The organism is Streptomyces gardneri (assembly GCF_006539185.1).
Taxonomy (GTDB): domain Bacteria; phylum Actinomycetota; class Actinomycetes; order Streptomycetales; family Streptomycetaceae; genus Streptomyces; species Streptomyces gardneri.
The window spans coordinates 64,454-81,408 of sequence record NZ_BJMN01000035.1 but is presented as its reverse complement, the minus strand read 5'-3'; the positions used below and the strand labels follow the sequence as shown (position 1 = coordinate 81,408).

The following is a 16,955-nucleotide window of genomic DNA, read 5'->3' as shown; positions in this document are numbered from 1 at the left end:
GGGACTCCTGGGGACGGAGAGAAGGGCATACGGGATTACCTACGGATTCGTAGGTTACGAGACCGTAGGTTAAGGCTCCGTAAGGCGTCGGCCAAGCCCGATCGGACGATGTCCGATTACGTTCCGTTATGTGCGCTGCTCCGCCGGGGTGCTGGAGACGCAGGTCACGCCCCGTCCGGCCACTCCAGGTCGACGGCTCGGCTACGCAGAGCAGATGAATCGGAGCGGACGGTTCAGGGGTGGACGCGTCAGGGGCGACGGTTCAGGGGCGACGGGTCAGAGCAGGTGGTCCGCCGCGCCGGCCTTCACCGCGGAGATCAGGGCGCGGAGTGCCTCCACCGAGTCGCTGACGTACTCGTCGGGGGCCAGGGTCGAGCCGATGTAGGCCCGGCCGGAGTCGTCGAGGCCGAACCGGAAGCAGTTCGCGCCCTCGCTGCAGAAGGCCTCGTTCCAGTCGATGTCGACGGCGTGGGGGGTGGTGGTGACGTCCATGGTGGGGCGGTCCTTCACAGATCCTGGGCGATGGTGCGTATGAAAGCGCGCGAGTCGGTCGTGGGCAGGGCGAGCCCGCGCAGCCGCTCCAGGAGCCCCCGGTAGCGGCGGAGCTGCATGTCGGCGTCGAGGAGGATCGATCCGTGGGAGGAGTCGAGCTGCACGGTGTCGAGCTGCGGCACGGGCGCGGACACATAGGTGAACGACTGGCCCGCGCCCGGGAAACCCCCCGTGGCGAAGGGGATGACGCGGACGGTCACGGTGTCCCGCTCGGAGTACGCCAGGATGTGCTCCAGCTGGTCCCGCGCGACCTTCGGTCCGCCGAACTGCATGCGCAGCGCCGCCTCGTGGATCACGGCCTCGTAGGGCACGGGCCGGTCCCGGTCCAGGACCTCCTGGCGGCGCAGCCGCAGGGCGAGGCGGGCCTCGAGATCGGGTTCCGGCAGGAGCGGGACGGCGGTGTCGAAGACGGCCCGCGCGTGCTCCTCGGTCTGTAGGAGGCCCGGGATGTGGGTGGTGACCGCGCTCTGCAACTCCGAGGCGTGGAACTCCAGTTCGGCGATGTCGGTGAGTGCGGGCGGCAGCAGGCCGCGGTTCTCCTCCCACCAGCCCCGGTCCCGCTCCCGGGCGATGTCGGCGAGCAGGTCGACCAGGGCTGTGTCGGGGCAGCCGTAGTTGAAGGCGAGGGTGCGGACGCGCTCGGGGCTGATGCCGAAGCGGCCCGACTCGATGTTGGGGATACGGGTGCGGTCGACGCCCAGGAGGGCGGCGGCCTGCTGCGCCGACATGCCCGACTGTTCGCGCAGTTTGCGCAGTTCGCCTCCGAGGCGCTGCTGTCTTGCGGTCGGGCTGCTCCTGGGTGGCACGCTCGTTCTCCCCTTGCGTTGCGTGACGTCGGCGACCCCCGCGGATCGCCGTTTCGGCCGGAATGGCACGACTACCCGCAAGTAGTAGCACTGTGCTCCGCTCGTGCGCTACGGTCGGTAGCGCAAGTCTCACACGGGGCGACCGACCCCGTGTGTGTGCGTACCCCCCCAATGCGCAAGAAATGTGAGCAACCCGATGAAGGGCGCACTGCGTTGCCTCCCGTCCGCCGTGGCGGCCGGACCCATACCTCCCGCCACGGAGAACCTCAGCTACTCGATGCTCCTCCCCGGAGGTGCCTACTGCGCCGGACTCGCCCGTGAGGCGGTCGGCACGCTCCTCACCCGGCACGGCCTCTCCGAGCTCTGCGAGACCGCCGCACTCGCCACCTCGGAACTCGTCGCCGCGGCGTACCGCTTCACCCCCGACCGCGAGATGATCCTGCGCGTCCGCTGGCAGTACGAGGCACTGCGGATCGTGCTCTACGACCAGCACCCGGCCCATGGCTCACCCACCACCGCCGAGGAATGCCGCGACCGCCGAAGCCGCAGCATGTGGCTGCTGGCCGCGGCGGTCGACGCGCACGGAGGCGACTGGGGCCTCGCCCCCGTACTGACACCGGGTGGCGGCACCAAGTCCTGGGCCTTACTTCACCGTTGACACACCGGATCCCCATCCTGACGGTTCGCCGCTCCGTCCCGACGGCCCGACCCCGACGGATCGCCGCCCCGTCCCGGCGGCCTAACCGCGAGAAGCCACTCCCCGAACCTCTTCCGCCGTCGTCGGCCGCAGCTCACCGTCGAGCAGCAGCCAGCGCGTGATGCCCAGCGACTCCAGGAACGTCACGTCGTGGCTCGCCACGATCAACGCCCCCTCGTACGCGTCGAGGGCCGCCGTCAGCTTCCGGACCGACGCCATGTCCAGGTTGTTCGTCGGCTCGTCCAGCATCAGCAACTGCGGAGCCGGCTCCGCCAGGAGCAGCGCCGCGAGCGTCGCCCGGAACCGCTCCCCGCCCGAGAGGGTGCCCACGGGCTGATCCGCCCGCGCCCCCCGGAACAGAAACCTCGCCAGCCGCGCCCTGATCGCGTTCCCCGTCGCCGTGGGCGCGAAGCGGGCCACGTTCTCCACCACACTCAGCCCGTCGTCGAGGACGTCGAGCCGCTGCGGCAGGAAGCGGAGCGGTACCCGCGCGTCCGCCTCGCCCGACAGCGGCTCCACCTCTCCCGCGATCGTCCGGAGCAGCGTCGTCTTGCCGGCGCCGTTCCGGCCGACGAGCGCGATCCGCTCCGGACCGCGCAGCGCGAACTCGCCGCCGACCTCGGCCCCGTACCGCAGCTCCAGTTCGCGCAGGAACAGGACCTCGCGGCCCGGCGGCACGGACGTGCGGGGCAGTTCGACGCGGATCTCGTCGTCGTCCCGTACCGCCTCCACCGCCGCGTCGAGCCGCTCCCTGGCCTCGGAGAGGCGCTCCGTGTGCAGGGTGCGGTGCTTCCCGGCCGCGACCTGGGCATCGCTCTTGCGGCCGTTCGCCACGATCTTCGGGACGACCTTGTTGTCGTAACTCTTCTGCGCGAACCGCTTGCGGCGCGCCAACTTCGTCTGGGCGTCGCTCAGTTCGCGCTTCTGGCGCTGGACATCGGCCTCGGCGACCCGCACCATCCGCTCCGCGGCCTCCTGTTCGGCGGCGAGTGCCGTCTCGTACGCCGACCAGGGGCCGCCGTACCAGGTGACCTCGCCGTCGCGGAGGTCGGCGATCTGGTCGACGCGCTCCAGGAGTTCACGGTCGTGGCTGACCACGACCAGGACCCCGGACCAGCCCTCCACCGCCTCGTACAGGCGGGCGCGGGCGTGCCGGTCCAGATTGTTCGTCGGCTCGTCGAGCAGCAGGACGTCCGGCCGGGCGAGCAGCAGCGCGGCGAGGCGCAGCAGGACGGACTCGCCGCCCGAGACCTCGCCGACCGTCCGGTCGAGACCGACGGAGACGAGCCCCAGCTGGTCGAGGGTGGCGCGGGCCCGCTCCTCGACGTCCCAGTCGTCGGAGAGTGCGGTGAAGTGCTCCTCGGCGGGATCGCCCGCCTCGATGGCGTGGAGCGCGGCGCGCTTCGCCGCGATGCCGAGGATCTCGTCGACCCGCCGCGAGGTGTCCAGGACGACGCTCTGCGGCAGATAGCCGAGCTCGCCCGTGACGCGGACCGTCCCCTCCGTCGGGGTCAGTTCCCCCGCGAGGAGTTTCAGCAGGGTCGACTTGCCGGAGCCGTTGAGCCCGACGAGCCCGGTGCGGCCGGGACCGACCGTGAGACGGAAGTCGTCGAGGACCTCGGTGCCGTCCGGCCAGGAGAAGGAGAGCGAGGTACAGGTGAGAAAAGTGGGGTGATGCGCCATGGAGGCCTCCCGGTTGCGCGAGCGCGAGCATGAATGGGCGACGCGAGAGACACCGGGGCGCGGGCAGTGGAAAGAACGGCTCGTACGCCGAGGTCGAGAACGGCACACGCGGCACAGGGGGCACGCGCGGCGCGGTGTCTCGCAACCTCAGACGAGCAACGTCCTTCTCCGATCAACGACAACAAGGTCAGGTACGACGGTACGACCCGGACCGGGCGGGGGCAAACGAATTACGGGCGCTCGCGCAGCAGCTCCGCCAGGTCCTGGTCCCAGTTCAGGTACTCGCGCTCGCTTCCGGCCGGCACCAGGTGCTCCGAGCGCGCCAGGAAGCGGCGCAGCTCCGAGGTCCGGACGTGCACCATCGCGACACCCTCCGGGGCGTGGAACTCGACCACCGTACGGTCGTACCCGTACGGTCGCAGGCGGACGTCGCCGACCCCCGCCGGGCGCTCGACGCCCTGGACGAGCAGCTCGCGGGCGAAGGCCCAGGAGACCTCGACGCCCTCCAGGGTCGCCGGGGGCGGGAAGGCCATGCTCACGGCGTACGGGTCCTCGCGGTCGTACCGCAGGGTGGCGGGGACCGTCTCCATCCGCGGTGCGGATGCGACCAGACGGGCCTGGACGGACTGCTCGATGACGGCGGGCAAGACCGGCTCCTCTCGCGCGGCTTCGGATCCTGTGCGTCTCCCCGACACCAGGGCAGCTCACACCAAGCAAGACGAGCGGCGCGGCCGGAACGTGCACTCGGGGACCACGTGACCTGCGTCACCGGGCGGAGGCGTCCGAGGTCAGCGCCGATCGGCGTCGTCGTCGTCCGGCTCGGCGCAGGGGCCGGAGTGGTCGCAGTACGGCTGGTTCGCGGAGGCGCCGCAGCCGCACAGCATCACCCTCGTCTCGTGCCGCTCCCCGTGCGGGCCGGTCACGAGCAGGTCCCCGCGCAGAACGAGCTGGCCGGAGGGGGTGCGGCGCACGGAGGTGGGGGAGTCCGGGGGCTCCGCCCCGGCCTCCGCCGGGTGGTACTGGAGCGCCCCCGAAGGACAGCGGCGGATCACCTCGGCGACCAGGCCGGGATCGGCGGCGTCGGGCTGCACCCACGGGCGCCGGGACAGATCGAAGACCTCGGGCAGGCCGCGTACGCACTCGGTCGCGTGCAGACAGCGCCGTGGCTCGAAAGTGACGGTGATGCCCTCGCCCTCGTACTCCTTGAGCCTCGGCTTCTCCTCGGTCGGCGCACGCTCGCCGGGACGATCGCTCATGCGACCCAGCCTAGGAACGCCCGGCCGGGGACGCACCCCGGGGACGCACCCCGGGGACGCACCCTGGACGGGGACCGCCCCGGGGCACTAGCTTCCGGCGCCATGACGTCCATGGGGAAGACGAGACGAATGATGTCGGTGGGGCTGATCGGGGCGGCGCTCGCGCTGAGCCTGGCGGCCCCGGCGCGCGCCGGGGAGACCCCCACGGCCGCGGCCGGCTGGCAACTGACACCGACCGGCACCGACGCCCGCTTCCGCGGGCTCGCGGCGGTCGACCGCAGGACCGCGTGGGCCGCGGGCTCCAAGGGCACGGTGCTGCGCACCACGGACGGCGGTCGGAGCTGGCGAAACGTCTCGCCACCCGGCGCGGGCGAGCTCGAGTTCCGCGACGTGGAGGCCTTCGACGCCCGCCGGGCCGTCGTGCTCGCGATCGGGGAGGGCGAGGCCTCGCGCCTGCTGCGCACCGAGGACGGCGGCGCCACCTGGACCGAGTCCTTCCGGAACACCGACCCGCGCGCCTTCTACGACTGCGTCACCTTCTTCGACCGGCGGCACGGACTCGCCATGAGCGACCCCGTCGACGGGAAGTACCGCATCCTCTCCACCAGCGACGGCGGCCGCTCCTGGCGGGTGCTGCCGAGCGCGGGGATGCCGGACGCGCTCCCCGGCGAGGCCGGCTTCGCGGCGAGCGGCCAGTGCCTGGTGTCCTCCGGACCCCGGGACGTCTGGCTCGCGACGGGCGGCGGTGCCACGGCCCGTGTGCTCCACTCCGCCGACCGCGGTCTCACCTGGACCGCCACCGCCACGCCGATCCCCGCCGGGGATCCGGCCAGGGGCGTCTTCGGCCTCGCCTTCCGCGACCGTACGCACGGCATCGCCGTCGGCGGCGACTACCGCAAGGACCAGCCGTCCCCGCAGGCCGGCGCCGTCTCCACGGACGGGGGCCGTACCTGGCGCGCCTCGGACACGCCCCCGCCGGCCTACCGCTCGGGCGTCGCGTGGCTCCCGCACAGCAGGACGGCGGCGCTCGCCGTCGGCCCGACCGGCACGGACCTGACGACCGACGGCGGCCGCACCTGGCGCACGCTCGACACCGGCTCGTACGACACGGTGGACTGCACGAACGACGGCTGGTGCTGGGCCTCCGGCGAGAAGGGCAGGATCGCCCGCCTCGGCCGCGGTTAGGCCCCGCCCGGCGAGGCCCGCAGTGCCCGCCTCCGCCGAGGTCAGGAGGGCAGCTGCTCCCGGTACGCGGCGATCTCGTCGGCCGTCTTGGTCGCGTAGAACTCCGTGATCCGGTACGCGCACACGCCCTCGGTGCTGAACGGGTCGGCCGCCGCGATCGCCTCGATCTCCGCGCGGCCGACCCCGGCAGCCAGGATCACCCCGCCGTCGCGCGGGTTCTTCCGCCCCGAGGCGATGAACACCCCGGCGGCGTACTGCGCGTCGAGCCACTCGATGTGCGCGTCGAGCAGCGCGTCCACCCGCTCGACGGGCGCGGTGTAGGTCAATTCCAGTACGAACATGATCGCCAGGCTACCGGGCACCCGGCGGGCGCCGACGAGGCGTTCCGGTCCTCGGAACGGGGAACCGTAGGGTGGCTCGCACTATGACGATCATCGGTATTCCGGCGGGCTGGCCCGCCGACGAGGACACCGCGCGGGACGTCCAGCGGGAGCTGCGCGGGCGGATCGAGCTCGACGAGCCGGGGCCGGCCGTCGGCGAAGGGCACGTCACCGGGCTCGACGTGGCCTACGACGACGAGCGCGACCTCGTCGCCGCGGCGGCCGTCGTTCTCGACGCCCGCACCCTCGACGTGGTCGAGGAGGCCACGGCGGTCGGCCGCGTCTCCTTCCCCTACGTCCCCGGGCTCCTCGCCTTCCGCGAGATCCCGACCGTGCTCGCCGCGCTCGACGCCCTGACCGCCGACCCCGGCCTGCTCGTCTGCGACGGCTACGGCCTCGCCCACCCCCGCCGCTTCGGCCTCGCGAGCCACCTCGGGGTGCTCACCGGGCGGCCGTCCATCGGCGTCGCCAAGAACCCCTTCACCTTCACGTACGAGCAACCCGGCTCCGCGCGCGGCGACTTCGCCCCGCTCCTGGCCGAAGGCGAGGAGGTGGGGCGGGCCCTGCGGACGCAGCCCGGGGTGAAGCCGGTCTTCGTCTCCGTCGGCCACCGGATCTCCCTCGCCAACGCCTGTGCCCACACCCTCCACCTCGCCCCGCGCTACCGCATCCCCGAAACCACCCGCCACGCCGACTCGCTCTGCCGCCGCGCCCTGAAGGAGGCGCTCGGGGACTCAGACAGGGGCGCCGATCACCTCAGGAAGCCCTGAGTACGCGTACGGATGCCGGAGTCCCGGACGGCCCGGCATAGTGGGGTTCATGACAACACCCCGTGCCCTGTACATCCTCGCTGTCCGGACCCCCGTGTGATCGGGCGGTTGCGGAGCCTCGTACTCGACTGCCCCGATGCCCGGGAACTCGCCGAGTTCTACCGGCAGTTGATCGGCGGTCAGGTGGAGAGACCGGAAAGCCGATGGGCCGTCGGCGAGGGCTCCGCCGTGTTGCGCGGCGAGCGGGGTCCGGTCCTGACCTTCCAGAGCGTGGCCGATCACCGACCGCCCGTCTGGGGTGCGCCCGAGCAGCAGTTCCACCTCGACGTGCGGGTCGAGGACCTGGGCGCCGCCCATGAGGCCGTCCTCGCGCTCGGGGCCGTACCGCTCGACGGCGGGAGTGATGACGCGGCCTGGCGTGTCTATGCAGACCCGGCCGGTCACCCCTTCCGTCTCGTGCGGTTCTGAGGGCGAGCCCGCCCCGATCCGCCGCGCGCCTCACCCCCGGTGCGCCACCCGGAAGTCGATCCCCGCCGCGCGGAGCCGCTCGATCAGCGCGTCGCCCATCGCGACCGCCGTCGTCACCTGGCCCGCCGTCTTCGGCAGCGCGTCGAAGGCCAGGCAGAGCGCCGACTCGGCGAGCATCTTGGCCGTCTCGTCGTACCCCGGGTCGCCGCCCGACACCTCGGTGAAGACCCGGCGCCCGCCGCCCTCGCCCACGAAACGCACCGAGAACCAGCTGCGGGCGCGCCGCTCCTCCGACGGGCCCTGACCCGGACGGTAACGGTCCATCAGCCAGCGCCGGACCGGGGGGAGTTGGGCCGCGGCCACGCCCGCGCCGATGGCCGCCGTGCCGCCCAGGGCCATCGGGAGCGTCTTCACGGAGGCGTAGTGGCGGTAGCGGAAGTCCGGACCGTACCGGTCGAGGGCGGCGGCCGAGCGGGCCACCACCTGCGGGTCGAGCGTCGGCAGCGGCAGGGCCCAGGTGCCCGTCTCCCGGCTGAAACGGGGGCTGCCCAGCGGCGCGCGGGCCCGCCGCCCCATCAACCTCGGTGCGTACAGGCGCCGTTCGCGGGCGGCCTCCAGGATCTGCGGGCCCCGGCCGAACGCGGTCAGCGCCGAGGCGAAGGTGCCACCGGAGAAGGTGGCCCCGACCCGCACGAAGCCGTCGACGCGGAGCGGTACGTCCGCCGGGAGCTGCTGGACGGTGAAGTACGCGCCCAGGTCGTGCGGGACGGAGTCGAAGCCGCAGGCGTGCACGATCCGGGCCCCGGTCTCACGGGCGCGCGCGTCGTGCCGGACGTACATGAGGTCCACGAACTCGGCCTCGCCGGTGAGGTCCACGTAGTCCGTCCCGGCCTCCGCGCAGGCGGCGACCAGGCCCTCCCCGTACCAGACGTAGGGGCCCACGGTCGTCGCCACCACCCGGGTGGACTCGGCGAGCGCGCGCAGCGCCTCCGGATCGTCGGCGTCGGCGACGAGCAGCGGCAGCTCCGCGCAGTGCGGCCACCGGGCGGCGAGCCGCTCGCGCAGGGCCGTGAGCCCGGTGCGGCTCCGCCCCGCGAGCGCCCAGCGGCACTCCGCGGGGGCGTGCTCGGCCAGGTACTCGGCGGTGAGCCCGCCGACGAACCCGGTCGCTCCGAAGAGCACCACGTCGTACGTCCGCCGGGCACCGTCTCCGGCTGCCGAGCCGCCCCACGCCGCCGAGCCACGCTCCGCGCCCGCTCCGTCCGCCGCGCCTCCCGCTCCGTCCGCCGCGCCTCCCGGTCCGGCTCCGGCCCCGTGTCCCGCGCCCGCCCCTGTCTCCATCCAGCCCCTCATTTCGGCCGTACCGCGCCGCCGCGCGCGGTTGTCGTCGGCGGAGAATAGCGGAACTCCGCACCGACGTGATTTCCAAGCGCTTGCTCGGCCGGGGGGCTTGTGCCGAGTGGAACACGTTCCTAGCATCTCCGGTGTTACATCATTGGTGTCACACACTCCTGGGGGCTCGATGAGCACGACCCACACCGCCCGGAACGGCCCGCTCGCCGGGGTGCGCGTGGTCGAACTGGCCGGCATCGGCCCCGGCCCCTTCGCCGCCATGCTCCTGGCCGACCTCGGAGCGGACGTCGTACGCGTCGACCGCCCCGGCGGCGCCGGCCTCGGCATCGACCCGGCCCGCGACCTCACCAACCGCAACAAACGCTCCGTCCTCGTCGACCTCAAGGCCGAGGACGGGCCCGCCACCGTGCTCGACCTCGTCGCGCGCGCCGACATCCTCGTCGAGGGCTACCGCCCCGGCGTCGCCGAACGCCTCGGCGTCGGCCCCGAGCCCTGCCTCGCGCGCAACCCCCGGCTCGTCTACGGCCGGATGACCGGCTGGGGCCAGGACGGGCCGCTCGCCACGACCGCGGGGCACGACATCGGGTACATCGCGATCACCGGCGCCCTCGGCATGATCGGACCCGACCCGGACGGCCCGCCCACCGTCCCCGCCAACCTCGTCGGCGACTACGCGGGCGGCTCCCTCTACCTCGTCATCGGCGTCCTCGCCGCCCTCCAGCACGCGCGGACGCACGGCGAGGGCCAGGTCGTCGACGCCGCCATCGTCGACGGCACCGCCCACCTCACCACCATGATCCACGGCATGCTCGCGGCCGGCGGCTGGCAGGACCGCAGGGGAGTCAACCTCCTCGACGGCGGCTGCCCCTTCTACGGCGTCTACGAGACCTCCGACGGCGGCCACATGGCGGTCGGCGCCCTGGAAGGACAGTTCTACGCGGAGTTCGGCCGCCTCCTCGGCATCGAGGACGCCGACGTCCTGCGGGGAGACCTCGCCCGCTGGCCCGAACTGCGCGCGGCCGTCGCCGACCGCTTCCGGAGCCGTACGCGCGAGGAGTGGACGTCCGTCTTCGAGGGCACCGACGCCTGCGTCGCCCCGGTCCTCTCCCTCCGTGAGGCGCCCGCCCACCCGCACCTCGCGGCCCGCTCCACCTTCACCGAGCACGCCGGCCTCACCCAGCCCGCCCCCGCACCCCGCTTCTCCGTCACCCCCGGCACCCTCCGCACAGGCCCCGCCCTGCCCGGTGCCGACACCGCCGCCGTCGCCCGCGACTGGGCCGTGCCCGCCCTGAAGAGCCAGGAGCCCGAAGCATGAAGCGCCAGCTGTACACCGCCGACCACGAGGCCTTCCGCGCGACCGTGCGCACCTTCCTGGAGAAGGAGGTGCTGCCGCACTACGCCCAGTGGGAGAAGGACGGGATCGTCTCCCGCGAGGTCTGGCTCGCGGCCGGACGGCAGGGGCTGCTCGGGCTCGCCGTCGACGAGGAGTACGGCGGCGGGGGCAACCCCGACTTCCGCTACGGAGCCGTCCTCGCCGAGGAGTTCACCCGCGCCGGCGCCCCCGGACTCGCCATCGGCCTGCACAACGACATCATCGGCCCGTACCTCACCTCGCTCGCCACCGACGAACAGAAGCGGCGCTGGCTGCCCGGCTTCTGCTCCGGCGAGACCGTCACCGCCATCGCCATGACCGAACCCGGCGCGGGCTCCGACCTCCAGGGCATCCGCACCACTGCCGAGGACCACGGCGACCACTGGATCCTCAACGGCTCCAAGACCTTCATCTCCAACGGCATCCTGGCCGACCTCGTGATCGTCGTCGCCCGGACCACCCCGGAGGGCGGCGCGCACGGCCTCTCCCTCCTCGTCGTCGAGCGCGGCGCCGAGGGCTTCGAGCGCGGCCGGAACCTCGACAAGATCGGCCAGAAGTCCCAGGACACCGCCGAACTCTTCTTCACCGACGTCCGCGTCCCGAAGGAGAACCTCCTCGGCGAGCTCAACGGCGCCTTCGTCCACCTGATGACCAACCTCGCCCAGGAGCGCCTGGCCATCGCCGTCGCGGGCATCGCCGGGGCCGAGCACCTCCTGGAGATCACCAGCCGGTACGTCAAGGAGCGCGAGGCCTTCGGCCGGCCGCTCGCCAAGCTCCAGCACGTCCGCTTCGAGATCGCCGAGATGGCCACCGAGTGCGCCGTCACCCGGACCTTCGTCGACCGCTGCATCGAGGAGCACGCGAGCGGCGCACTGGACGCCGTCCACGCCTCCATGGCCAAGTGGTGGGCGACCGAGCTCCAGAAGCGCGTCGCCGACCGCTGTCTGCAACTGCACGGCGGGTACGGCTACATGAGCGAATTCCCGGTCGCCCGCGCCTACACCGACGGCCGGATCCAGACCATCTACGGCGGCACCACCGAGATCATGAAGGAGATCATCGGCCGGTCACTCCTCGGCTGACCTCCCGCAGCCCGCCCGCCCCACGAACACCACCCTCATCGCGAAAGGCTTTACGTGAGCACCGAAGCGTACGTGTACGACGCGATCCGCACCCCGCGCGGACGCGGCAAGGCCAACGGCTCCCTGCACGGCACCAAGCCGATCGACCTGGTCGTCGGCCTCATCAGGGAGATCCAGGCCCGTCAGCCCGGACTCGACCCGGCCGCCATCGACGACATCGTCCTCGGCGTCGTCGGCCCGGTCGGCGACCAGGGCTCCGACATCGCCCGGATCGCCGGCATCGCCGCCGGGCTCCCCGACACCGTCGCCGGCGTCCAGGAGAACCGCTTCTGTGCCTCCGGCCTCGAAGCGGTCAACATGGCCGCGATGAAGGTCCGCTCCGGCTGGGAGGACCTCGTCCTCGCCGGTGGCGTCGAGTCCATGTCGCGGGTGCCGATGGCCTCCGACGGCGGCGCCTGGTTCGCCGACCCGATGACCAACCTGGAGACCAACTTCGTCCCGCAGGGCATCGGCGCCGACCTCATCGCCACCATCGAGGGCTTCAGCCGCCGCGACGTCGACGAGTACGCCGCCCTGTCCCAGGAGCGCGCCGCCGCCGCCGTCAAGGACGGCCGCTTCGCCCGCTCGATCGTCCCCGTGAAGGACCGCGCCGGACTCACCGTCCTCGACCACGACGAGTTCCTGCGCCCCGGCACCACCGCCGACTCCCTCGCCCGCCTCAAGCCCTCCTTCGCCGACATCGGCGAGCTGGGCGGCTTCGACGCCGTCGCCCTGCAGAAGTACCACTGGGTCGAGGAGATCGACCACGTCCACCACGCCGGCAACTCCTCCGGCATCGTCGACGGCGCCTCCCTCGTCGCCATCGGCTCGAAGGAGGTCGGCGAGCGGTACGGACTGACCCCGCGCGCCCGGATCGTCGCGGCCGCCGTCTCCGGCTCCGAGCCGACCATCATGCTCACCGGCCCCGCCCCGGCCACCCGCAAGGCGCTCGCCAAGGCCGGCCTCACCATCGACGACATCGACCTGGTCGAGATCAACGAGGCCTTCGCGGCCGTCGTCCTCCGCTTCGTCAAGGACATGGGCCTCTCCCTGGACAAGGTCAACGTCAACGGCGGCGCCATCGCCCTCGGCCACCCGCTCGGCGCCACCGGCGCGATGATCCTCGGCACCCTCGTCGACGAGCTGGAGCGCCAGGACAAGCGCTACGGCCTGGCCACCCTCTGCGTGGGCGGCGGCATGGGCATCGCCACCATCGTCGAGCGCGTCTGACGGTCCCGTCCGAACCCCTCTCACAGAGAAGCAGAGACATGAGCGAGAGCACCACCATCCGCTGGGAGCAGGACGCGACCGGGATCGTCACCCTCGTCCTCGACGACCCGAACCAGTCCGCCAACACCATGAACCAGGCCTTCCGGGCCTCGATCATCGCGATCGCCGACCGCGTGGAGGCCGAGCAGGACTCCATCCGGGGCATCATCTACACCTCCGCGAAGAAGACCTTCTTCGCCGGCGGCGACCTCAAGGACATGGTCAAGGCCGGCCCCGAGCACGCCCAGGACATCTTCGAATCCGCCCTCGGGATCAAGAACGCCCTGCGCCGCATCGAGACCCTCGGCAAGCCCGTCGTCGCCGCGATCAACGGCGCGGCCCTCGGCGGCGGCTACGAGATCGCGCTCGCCTCCCACCACCGCGTCGCCCTCGACGCCCCCGGCTCCAAGATCGGCCTGCCCGAGGTCACCCTCGGCCTGCTGCCGGGCGGTGGCGGCGTCGCCCGTACCGTACGCCTCATGGGCATCACCGACGCCCTGCTCAAGGTGCTCCTCCAGGGCACCCAGTACACCCCGAAGCGCGCCCTCGACAACGGCCTCGTCCACGAGGTGGCCGCCACCCCCGAGGAGATGATGGCCAAGGCCATCGCCTTCATCGACACGCACCCCGAGTCCCGCCAGCCCTGGGACGTCCCCGGCCACCGGATCCCCGGCGGCACCCCGTCGAACCCGAAGTTCGCCGCCAACCTGCCGGCCTTCCCCGCCAACCTGCGCAAGCAGCTGAACGGCGCGCCCTACCCGGCGCCCCGCGCCATCATGGCCGCCGCAGTCGAGGGCTCCCAGGTCGACTTCGAGACCGCGAGCACCATCGAGAGCCGCTACTTCACCGAGCTGGTCATCGGGCAGACCGCGAAGAACATGATCCAGGCGTTCTTCTTCGACCTCCAGGCCGTGAACTCGGGCGCGAGCCGCCCGAAGGACGTCGAGAAGCGGCAGGTCCGGAAGGTCGCCGTCCTCGGCGCCGGCATGATGGGCGCCGGCATCGCGTACTCCTGCGCCCGCGCCGGCATCGAGGTCGTCCTCAAGGACCTCTCCGCCGAGTCGGCGGCGAAGGGCAAGGCGTACTCCGAGAAGCTCTGCGCCAAGGCCGTCGCCCGGGGCCGCACCACCCAGGAGAAGGCCGACGCCCTCCTCGCCCGCATCACCGCGACCTCCGACGTCCAGGCCCTGGCCGGCTGCGACGCCGTGATCGAGGCGGTCTTCGAGGACACGTCCCTCAAGCACAAGGTCTTCCAGGAGATCCAGCACGTCGTCGCCCCCGACGCCCTGCTCTGCTCCAACACCTCGACCCTGCCCATCTCCGTCCTCGCCGAGGGCGTCGAGCGCCAGTCCGACTTCATCGGCCTGCACTTCTTCTCGCCCGTCGACAAGATGCCGCTCGTCGAGATCATCAAGGGCGAGCGCACCGGCGACGAGGCCCTCGCCCGCGCCTTCGACCTGGTCCGGCAGATCAACAAGACGCCGATCGTCGTCAACGACTCGCGCGGCTTCTTCACCTCCCGCGTCATCGGCCACTTCATCAACGAAGGCGTCGCCATGGTCGGCGAGGGCATCGAGCCCGCCTCGATCGAGCAGGCCGCCGCCCAGGCCGGCTACCCGGCGAAGGTCCTCTCCCTCATGGACGAGCTGACGCTGACCCTGCCCCGCAAGATCCGCAACGAGACCCGGCGCGCGATCGAGGAGGCCGGCGGGGAGTGGGCCACCCACCCGGGCGAGGCCGTGATCGACCGCATGGTCGACGAGTTCGGCCGCCAGGGCCGCAGCGGCGGGGCGGGCTTCTACGACTACGCGGAGGACGGCAAGCGCGGGAAGCTGTGGCCGGGCCTGCGCGAGCACTTCACCAAGCCGGGGTACGAGATTCCCTTCCGCGACATGCAGGAGCGGATGCTGTTCTCCGAGGCGCTGGACACCGTCCGGCTCCTGGAGGAGGGCGTCCTGACCTCGATCGCCGACGCCAACATCGGCTCCATCATGGGCATCGGCTTCCCGGCCTGGACCGGCGGCGTGCTCCAGTACGTCAACGGCTACGAGGGCGGTGTCGCCGGCTTCACGGCCCGCGCGCGCGAGCTGGCGGAGACGTACGGCGAGCGCTTCACCCCGCCGGCCCTCCTCGTCGATAAGGCCGAGCGCGGCGAGGTCTTCACCGACTCCTGAACGCGGCGCGCAGCTCCTCGCGGAGCGAGCGCTGGAAGGCCGTGACCAGGGCCTGGACCACCATCGGCTGCATATGGGCCGAGAGCGACCGCATGGCGTTCAGGTGGTCCGGGTCCTCGGCGCTCTCCCGGTACGGGTTCCACACCTCGTCCCGGAAGAGCCGGGAGAGCTCCTGGGCGGCGGCGCGGGCGTGCTCCACGAGGACGGTGCGGGAGGCGAGGATCGTCTCGTGCTCGATCGGCACGTCGAGCAGCTCGACCCCGAGCCGCAGCAGCGTGCCGTCGAGCCGGAAGGTGTCGGCGTCGGCGGTCCGGTCCAGCACCCCCATGGCGGCCAGCCGGTCGACGTCCTGCCCGGTGAGCCCCCGCCCGGCCCGCCGCTCCAGCTCGCGCAGCGTGATCTCCTCGGCCGACTCGGGCGCCCAGGAGGCCACGAGCGCCCGGTGGATGGCCAGGTCCTGCTCGCTGAGGTCGGCCGGCAGCTGCTCCAGGTACCGCTCGATCGCGGCCAGCGTCATGCCCTGCCGCTGCAACTCCTCGATGAGCGCGAGCCGCGACAGATGCCCGGGCCCGTAGTGCCCGACCCTCCGGGCCCCGATGACGGGCGGCGGCAACAGCCCCCGCGTCCCGTAGAACCGCACGGTCCGCACCGTCACCCCGGCCCGCGCGGCCAGCTCGTCGACCGTATACCTCGGCTCGTGCTCCTCGTCGCTCACTTGGACAGTATTGCTGTCTCACCAGCTGTGTAAAAGACCACGGGGTAAAAGGCCGTCGCCACTGTCAGTGGCTGTCCGTAGCGTGATCGACATGAACGGGATCACATACGTCGAAGGTGACGCGACCGCGCCGCACGGCGAGGGCGTGAGGATCATCGCCCACGTCTGCAACGACGCCGGGCATTGGGGCAGGGGCTTCGTCGTCGCGCTCACGCGCCGCTGGCCGGAGCCGGAGAAGGCCTTCCGGCAGTGGCACCGTGACCGGGCGGGGAACGACTTCGGACTGGGCGCCGCACAGTTCGTCCGGGTCGAACCCGACCTGTGGGTGGCCAACCTCGTGGGCCAGCACGACATACGGACCGTGCGCAACCAGGCCGTGCCCGTGCGGTACGGGGCGATCGACGCCGCGCTCGCGCTGCTCGGCGACAAGGCGGCCGAGCTGGGCGCCTCCGTCCACATGCCGCGGATCGGCTGCGGGCTGGCGGGCGGCACCTGGGACGAGGTCGGGCCGCTCGTCGTCCGCAGGCTGGTGGACCGGGGGATACCGGTCACCGTGTACGACTTCGACGCGTAAGGGGCGCGGGGACGGGGCACGACAGGCGCGGCGGGCGGCGCGGGTTAGAGTCGGCGGCTGTTCGTATCGGGGGAACAGGAGCAGGGGAGTCGGATGTACGTGCAACTCAGGGAGACGGCCGATGAGTTGGCCCGCGTCCTGTGGCGGGAGCATACCGTGTACCGGGAGCGGGGTGGCGGGGTGGTCATCCGGGGCGAGCACGTGCGCCGCTGGATCAGTCTCGCCCCGACCGGGGGCAAGGACCGGGCGCTGCTGCGCGCCGGGCGGATACTCGACGGGGGGACCACCGCGCCCGCCCGGAGCGAGATCGTGGTCGATCTGACGTCCGGGACGGCGGAGCTGGCGACGATCTGCCGGCGGCTGCTCGCCGACGTCGCCGCCGGCGCCGACGCGGCCCCGGGGCCGTCCCGCGCGGGACGGCCCAAGGAGAAGGCGGGCAGGCCCGGCAAGCAGGCGAAGCCGGGGCGGCGGCCGCGTAGATCGCGGCACACGAGCCCCGGCTCCTGGTTCGTCCTGCTCTGCGTCGCCGCGGTCCTCGGCGCCTGGCTGTACAGCCTCTTCGGGCGAGCCGGGTACTAGC

18 protein-coding genes are annotated in these 16,955 nt (G+C 72.4%); 10 read left to right on the top strand and 8 right to left on the bottom strand.

The window, feature by feature from the left end; genetic code table 11:
• Positions 1-276: 276 nt before the first annotated feature.
• Both SGA01_RS26180 and SGA01_RS26175 read right to left on the bottom strand, forming a co-directional pair.
• Complete coding sequence (locus tag SGA01_RS26180) at positions 277-492, bottom strand: hypothetical protein (protein ID WP_141298995.1); 216 nt, start codon at positions 490-492, stop codon at positions 277-279.
• 14 nt (positions 493-506) lie between these two features.
• A complete protein-coding gene (locus tag SGA01_RS26175; RefSeq protein WP_141298993.1) occupies positions 507-1,358 on the bottom strand; it encodes a helix-turn-helix domain-containing protein in 852 nt (283 codons plus the stop codon).
• A gap of 184 nt (positions 1,359-1,542) precedes the next feature.
• Between SGA01_RS26175 and SGA01_RS26170 the strand changes: the two genes are divergently transcribed.
• Complete coding sequence (locus SGA01_RS26170; RefSeq protein ID WP_229917841.1) at positions 1,543-2,016, top strand: ATP-binding protein; 474 nt, start codon at positions 1,543-1,545, stop codon at positions 2,014-2,016.
• An 81-nt stretch (positions 2,017-2,097) separates the two neighbouring features.
• On the opposite strand, the gene SGA01_RS26165 is transcribed toward SGA01_RS26170, so the two are convergent.
• The 3 genes from SGA01_RS26165 to SGA01_RS26155 form a co-directional block, all read right to left on the bottom strand.
• A complete protein-coding gene (locus tag SGA01_RS26165; RefSeq protein WP_141298991.1) occupies positions 2,098-3,738 on the bottom strand; it encodes an ABC-F family ATP-binding cassette domain-containing protein in 1,641 nt (546 codons plus the stop codon).
• 230 nt (positions 3,739-3,968) lie between these two features.
• On the bottom strand, positions 3,969-4,385 hold the full coding sequence (ssgD, locus tag SGA01_RS26160; protein ID WP_141298988.1) for a spore wall synthesis regulator SsgD: 417 nt from the start codon (positions 4,383-4,385) through the stop codon (positions 3,969-3,971).
• Between the two features lie 141 nt (positions 4,386-4,526).
• Positions 4,527-4,994, bottom strand: a complete 468-nt coding sequence (locus SGA01_RS26155; protein ID WP_141298986.1) for a (4Fe-4S)-binding protein — start codon at positions 4,992-4,994, stop codon at positions 4,527-4,529.
• Positions 4,995-5,096: 102 nt separating this feature from the next.
• On the opposite strand from SGA01_RS26155, the gene SGA01_RS26150 reads away from it, so the two are divergent.
• Positions 5,097-6,179 (top strand): WD40/YVTN/BNR-like repeat-containing protein, encoded by a 1,083-nt coding sequence (locus SGA01_RS26150; RefSeq protein WP_141298984.1) that lies wholly within the window; start codon positions 5,097-5,099, stop codon positions 6,177-6,179.
• Between the two features lie 41 nt (positions 6,180-6,220).
• Here SGA01_RS26150 and SGA01_RS26145 read toward each other — a convergent pair whose 3' ends face one another.
• Positions 6,221-6,520: a YciI family protein gene (locus tag SGA01_RS26145; RefSeq protein WP_141298982.1), complete on the bottom strand. Its 300-nt coding sequence runs from the start codon at positions 6,518-6,520 to the stop codon at positions 6,221-6,223.
• A gap of 83 nt (positions 6,521-6,603) precedes the next feature.
• Here SGA01_RS26145 and SGA01_RS26140 point away from each other — a divergent pair, with 83 nt between their 5' ends.
• Positions 6,604-7,329 carry an endonuclease V gene (locus SGA01_RS26140; protein ID WP_141298980.1) on the top strand — a complete coding sequence of 242 codons (726 nt, stop codon included), beginning with the start codon at positions 6,604-6,606 and terminating at the stop codon, positions 7,327-7,329.
• A 96-nt stretch (positions 7,330-7,425) separates the two neighbouring features.
• On the top strand, positions 7,426-7,797 hold the full coding sequence (locus tag SGA01_RS26135) for a VOC family protein (RefSeq protein WP_141298978.1): 372 nt from the start codon (positions 7,426-7,428) through the stop codon (positions 7,795-7,797).
• 30 nt (positions 7,798-7,827) lie between these two features.
• On the opposite strand, the gene SGA01_RS26130 is transcribed toward SGA01_RS26135, so the two are convergent.
• Positions 7,828-9,138, bottom strand: a complete 1,311-nt coding sequence (locus SGA01_RS26130; protein ID WP_141298976.1) for a saccharopine dehydrogenase family protein — start codon at positions 9,136-9,138, stop codon at positions 7,828-7,830.
• 181 nt (positions 9,139-9,319) lie between these two features.
• On the opposite strand from SGA01_RS26130, the gene SGA01_RS26125 reads away from it, so the two are divergent.
• From SGA01_RS26125 to SGA01_RS26110, 4 genes are read left to right on the top strand one after another with little or no spacing between them, the layout of a single operon-like run.
• Positions 9,320-10,465 carry a CaiB/BaiF CoA transferase family protein gene (locus tag SGA01_RS26125; RefSeq protein WP_141298974.1) on the top strand — a complete coding sequence of 382 codons (1,146 nt, stop codon included), beginning with the start codon at positions 9,320-9,322 and terminating at the stop codon, positions 10,463-10,465.
• A complete protein-coding gene (locus tag SGA01_RS26120; protein ID WP_055640475.1) occupies positions 10,462-11,604 on the top strand; it encodes an acyl-CoA dehydrogenase family protein in 1,143 nt (380 codons plus the stop codon). Before SGA01_RS26125 ends, SGA01_RS26120 begins: the two co-directional genes overlap by 4 nt.
• A 54-nt stretch (positions 11,605-11,658) precedes the next feature.
• Positions 11,659-12,873, top strand: a complete 1,215-nt coding sequence (locus tag SGA01_RS26115; RefSeq protein WP_055640474.1) for an acetyl-CoA C-acetyltransferase — start codon at positions 11,659-11,661, stop codon at positions 12,871-12,873.
• A gap of 38 nt (positions 12,874-12,911) precedes the next feature.
• Positions 12,912-15,086 carry a 3-hydroxyacyl-CoA dehydrogenase NAD-binding domain-containing protein gene (locus tag SGA01_RS26110; protein ID WP_141298972.1) on the top strand — a complete coding sequence of 725 codons (2,175 nt, stop codon included), beginning with the start codon at positions 12,912-12,914 and terminating at the stop codon, positions 15,084-15,086.
• On the opposite strand, the gene SGA01_RS26105 is transcribed toward SGA01_RS26110, so the two are convergent.
• On the bottom strand, positions 15,073-15,801 hold the full coding sequence (locus tag SGA01_RS26105; RefSeq protein WP_141298970.1) for a MerR family transcriptional regulator: 729 nt from the start codon (positions 15,799-15,801) through the stop codon (positions 15,073-15,075). The genes SGA01_RS26110 and SGA01_RS26105 overlap by 14 nt on opposite strands.
• A 91-nt stretch (positions 15,802-15,892) precedes the next feature.
• On the opposite strand from SGA01_RS26105, the gene SGA01_RS26100 reads away from it, so the two are divergent.
• On the top strand, positions 15,893-16,375 hold the full coding sequence (locus SGA01_RS26100; protein ID WP_141298968.1) for a macro domain-containing protein: 483 nt from the start codon (positions 15,893-15,895) through the stop codon (positions 16,373-16,375).
• A 93-nt stretch (positions 16,376-16,468) separates the two neighbouring features.
• Positions 16,469-16,954 (top strand): hypothetical protein, encoded by a 486-nt coding sequence (locus tag SGA01_RS26095; RefSeq protein ID WP_141298966.1) that lies wholly within the window; start codon positions 16,469-16,471, stop codon positions 16,952-16,954.
• The last annotated feature ends 1 nt before the right edge of the window (position 16,955 follow it).

Coding starts and splice junctions, on each gene's coding strand:
- SGA01_RS26140 (WP_141298980.1), top strand. CDS start 6,604: ATGACGATCATCGGTATTCCGGCGGGCTGGCCCGCCGACGAGGACACC.
- SGA01_RS26145 (WP_141298982.1), bottom strand. CDS start 6,520: ATGTTCGTACTGGAATTGACCTACACCGCGCCCGTCGAGCGGGTGGAC.
- SGA01_RS26130 (WP_141298976.1), bottom strand. CDS start 9,138: ATGGAGACAGGGGCGGGCGCGGGACACGGGGCCGGAGCCGGACCGGGA.
- SGA01_RS26180 (WP_141298995.1), bottom strand. CDS start 492: ATGGACGTCACCACCACCCCCCACGCCGTCGACATCGACTGGAACGAG.
- SGA01_RS26110 (WP_141298972.1), top strand. CDS start 12,912: ATGAGCGAGAGCACCACCATCCGCTGGGAGCAGGACGCGACCGGGATC.
- SGA01_RS26150 (WP_141298984.1), top strand. CDS start 5,097: ATGACGTCCATGGGGAAGACGAGACGAATGATGTCGGTGGGGCTGATC.
- SGA01_RS26100 (WP_141298968.1), top strand. CDS start 15,893: ATGAACGGGATCACATACGTCGAAGGTGACGCGACCGCGCCGCACGGC.
- SGA01_RS26125 (WP_141298974.1), top strand. CDS start 9,320: ATGAGCACGACCCACACCGCCCGGAACGGCCCGCTCGCCGGGGTGCGC.
- SGA01_RS26165 (WP_141298991.1), bottom strand. CDS start 3,738: ATGGCGCATCACCCCACTTTTCTCACCTGTACCTCGCTCTCCTTCTCC.
- SGA01_RS26095 (WP_141298966.1), top strand. CDS start 16,469: ATGTACGTGCAACTCAGGGAGACGGCCGATGAGTTGGCCCGCGTCCTG.
- SGA01_RS26120 (WP_055640475.1), top strand. CDS start 10,462: ATGAAGCGCCAGCTGTACACCGCCGACCACGAGGCCTTCCGCGCGACC.
- SGA01_RS26155 (WP_141298986.1), bottom strand. CDS start 4,994: ATGAGCGATCGTCCCGGCGAGCGTGCGCCGACCGAGGAGAAGCCGAGG.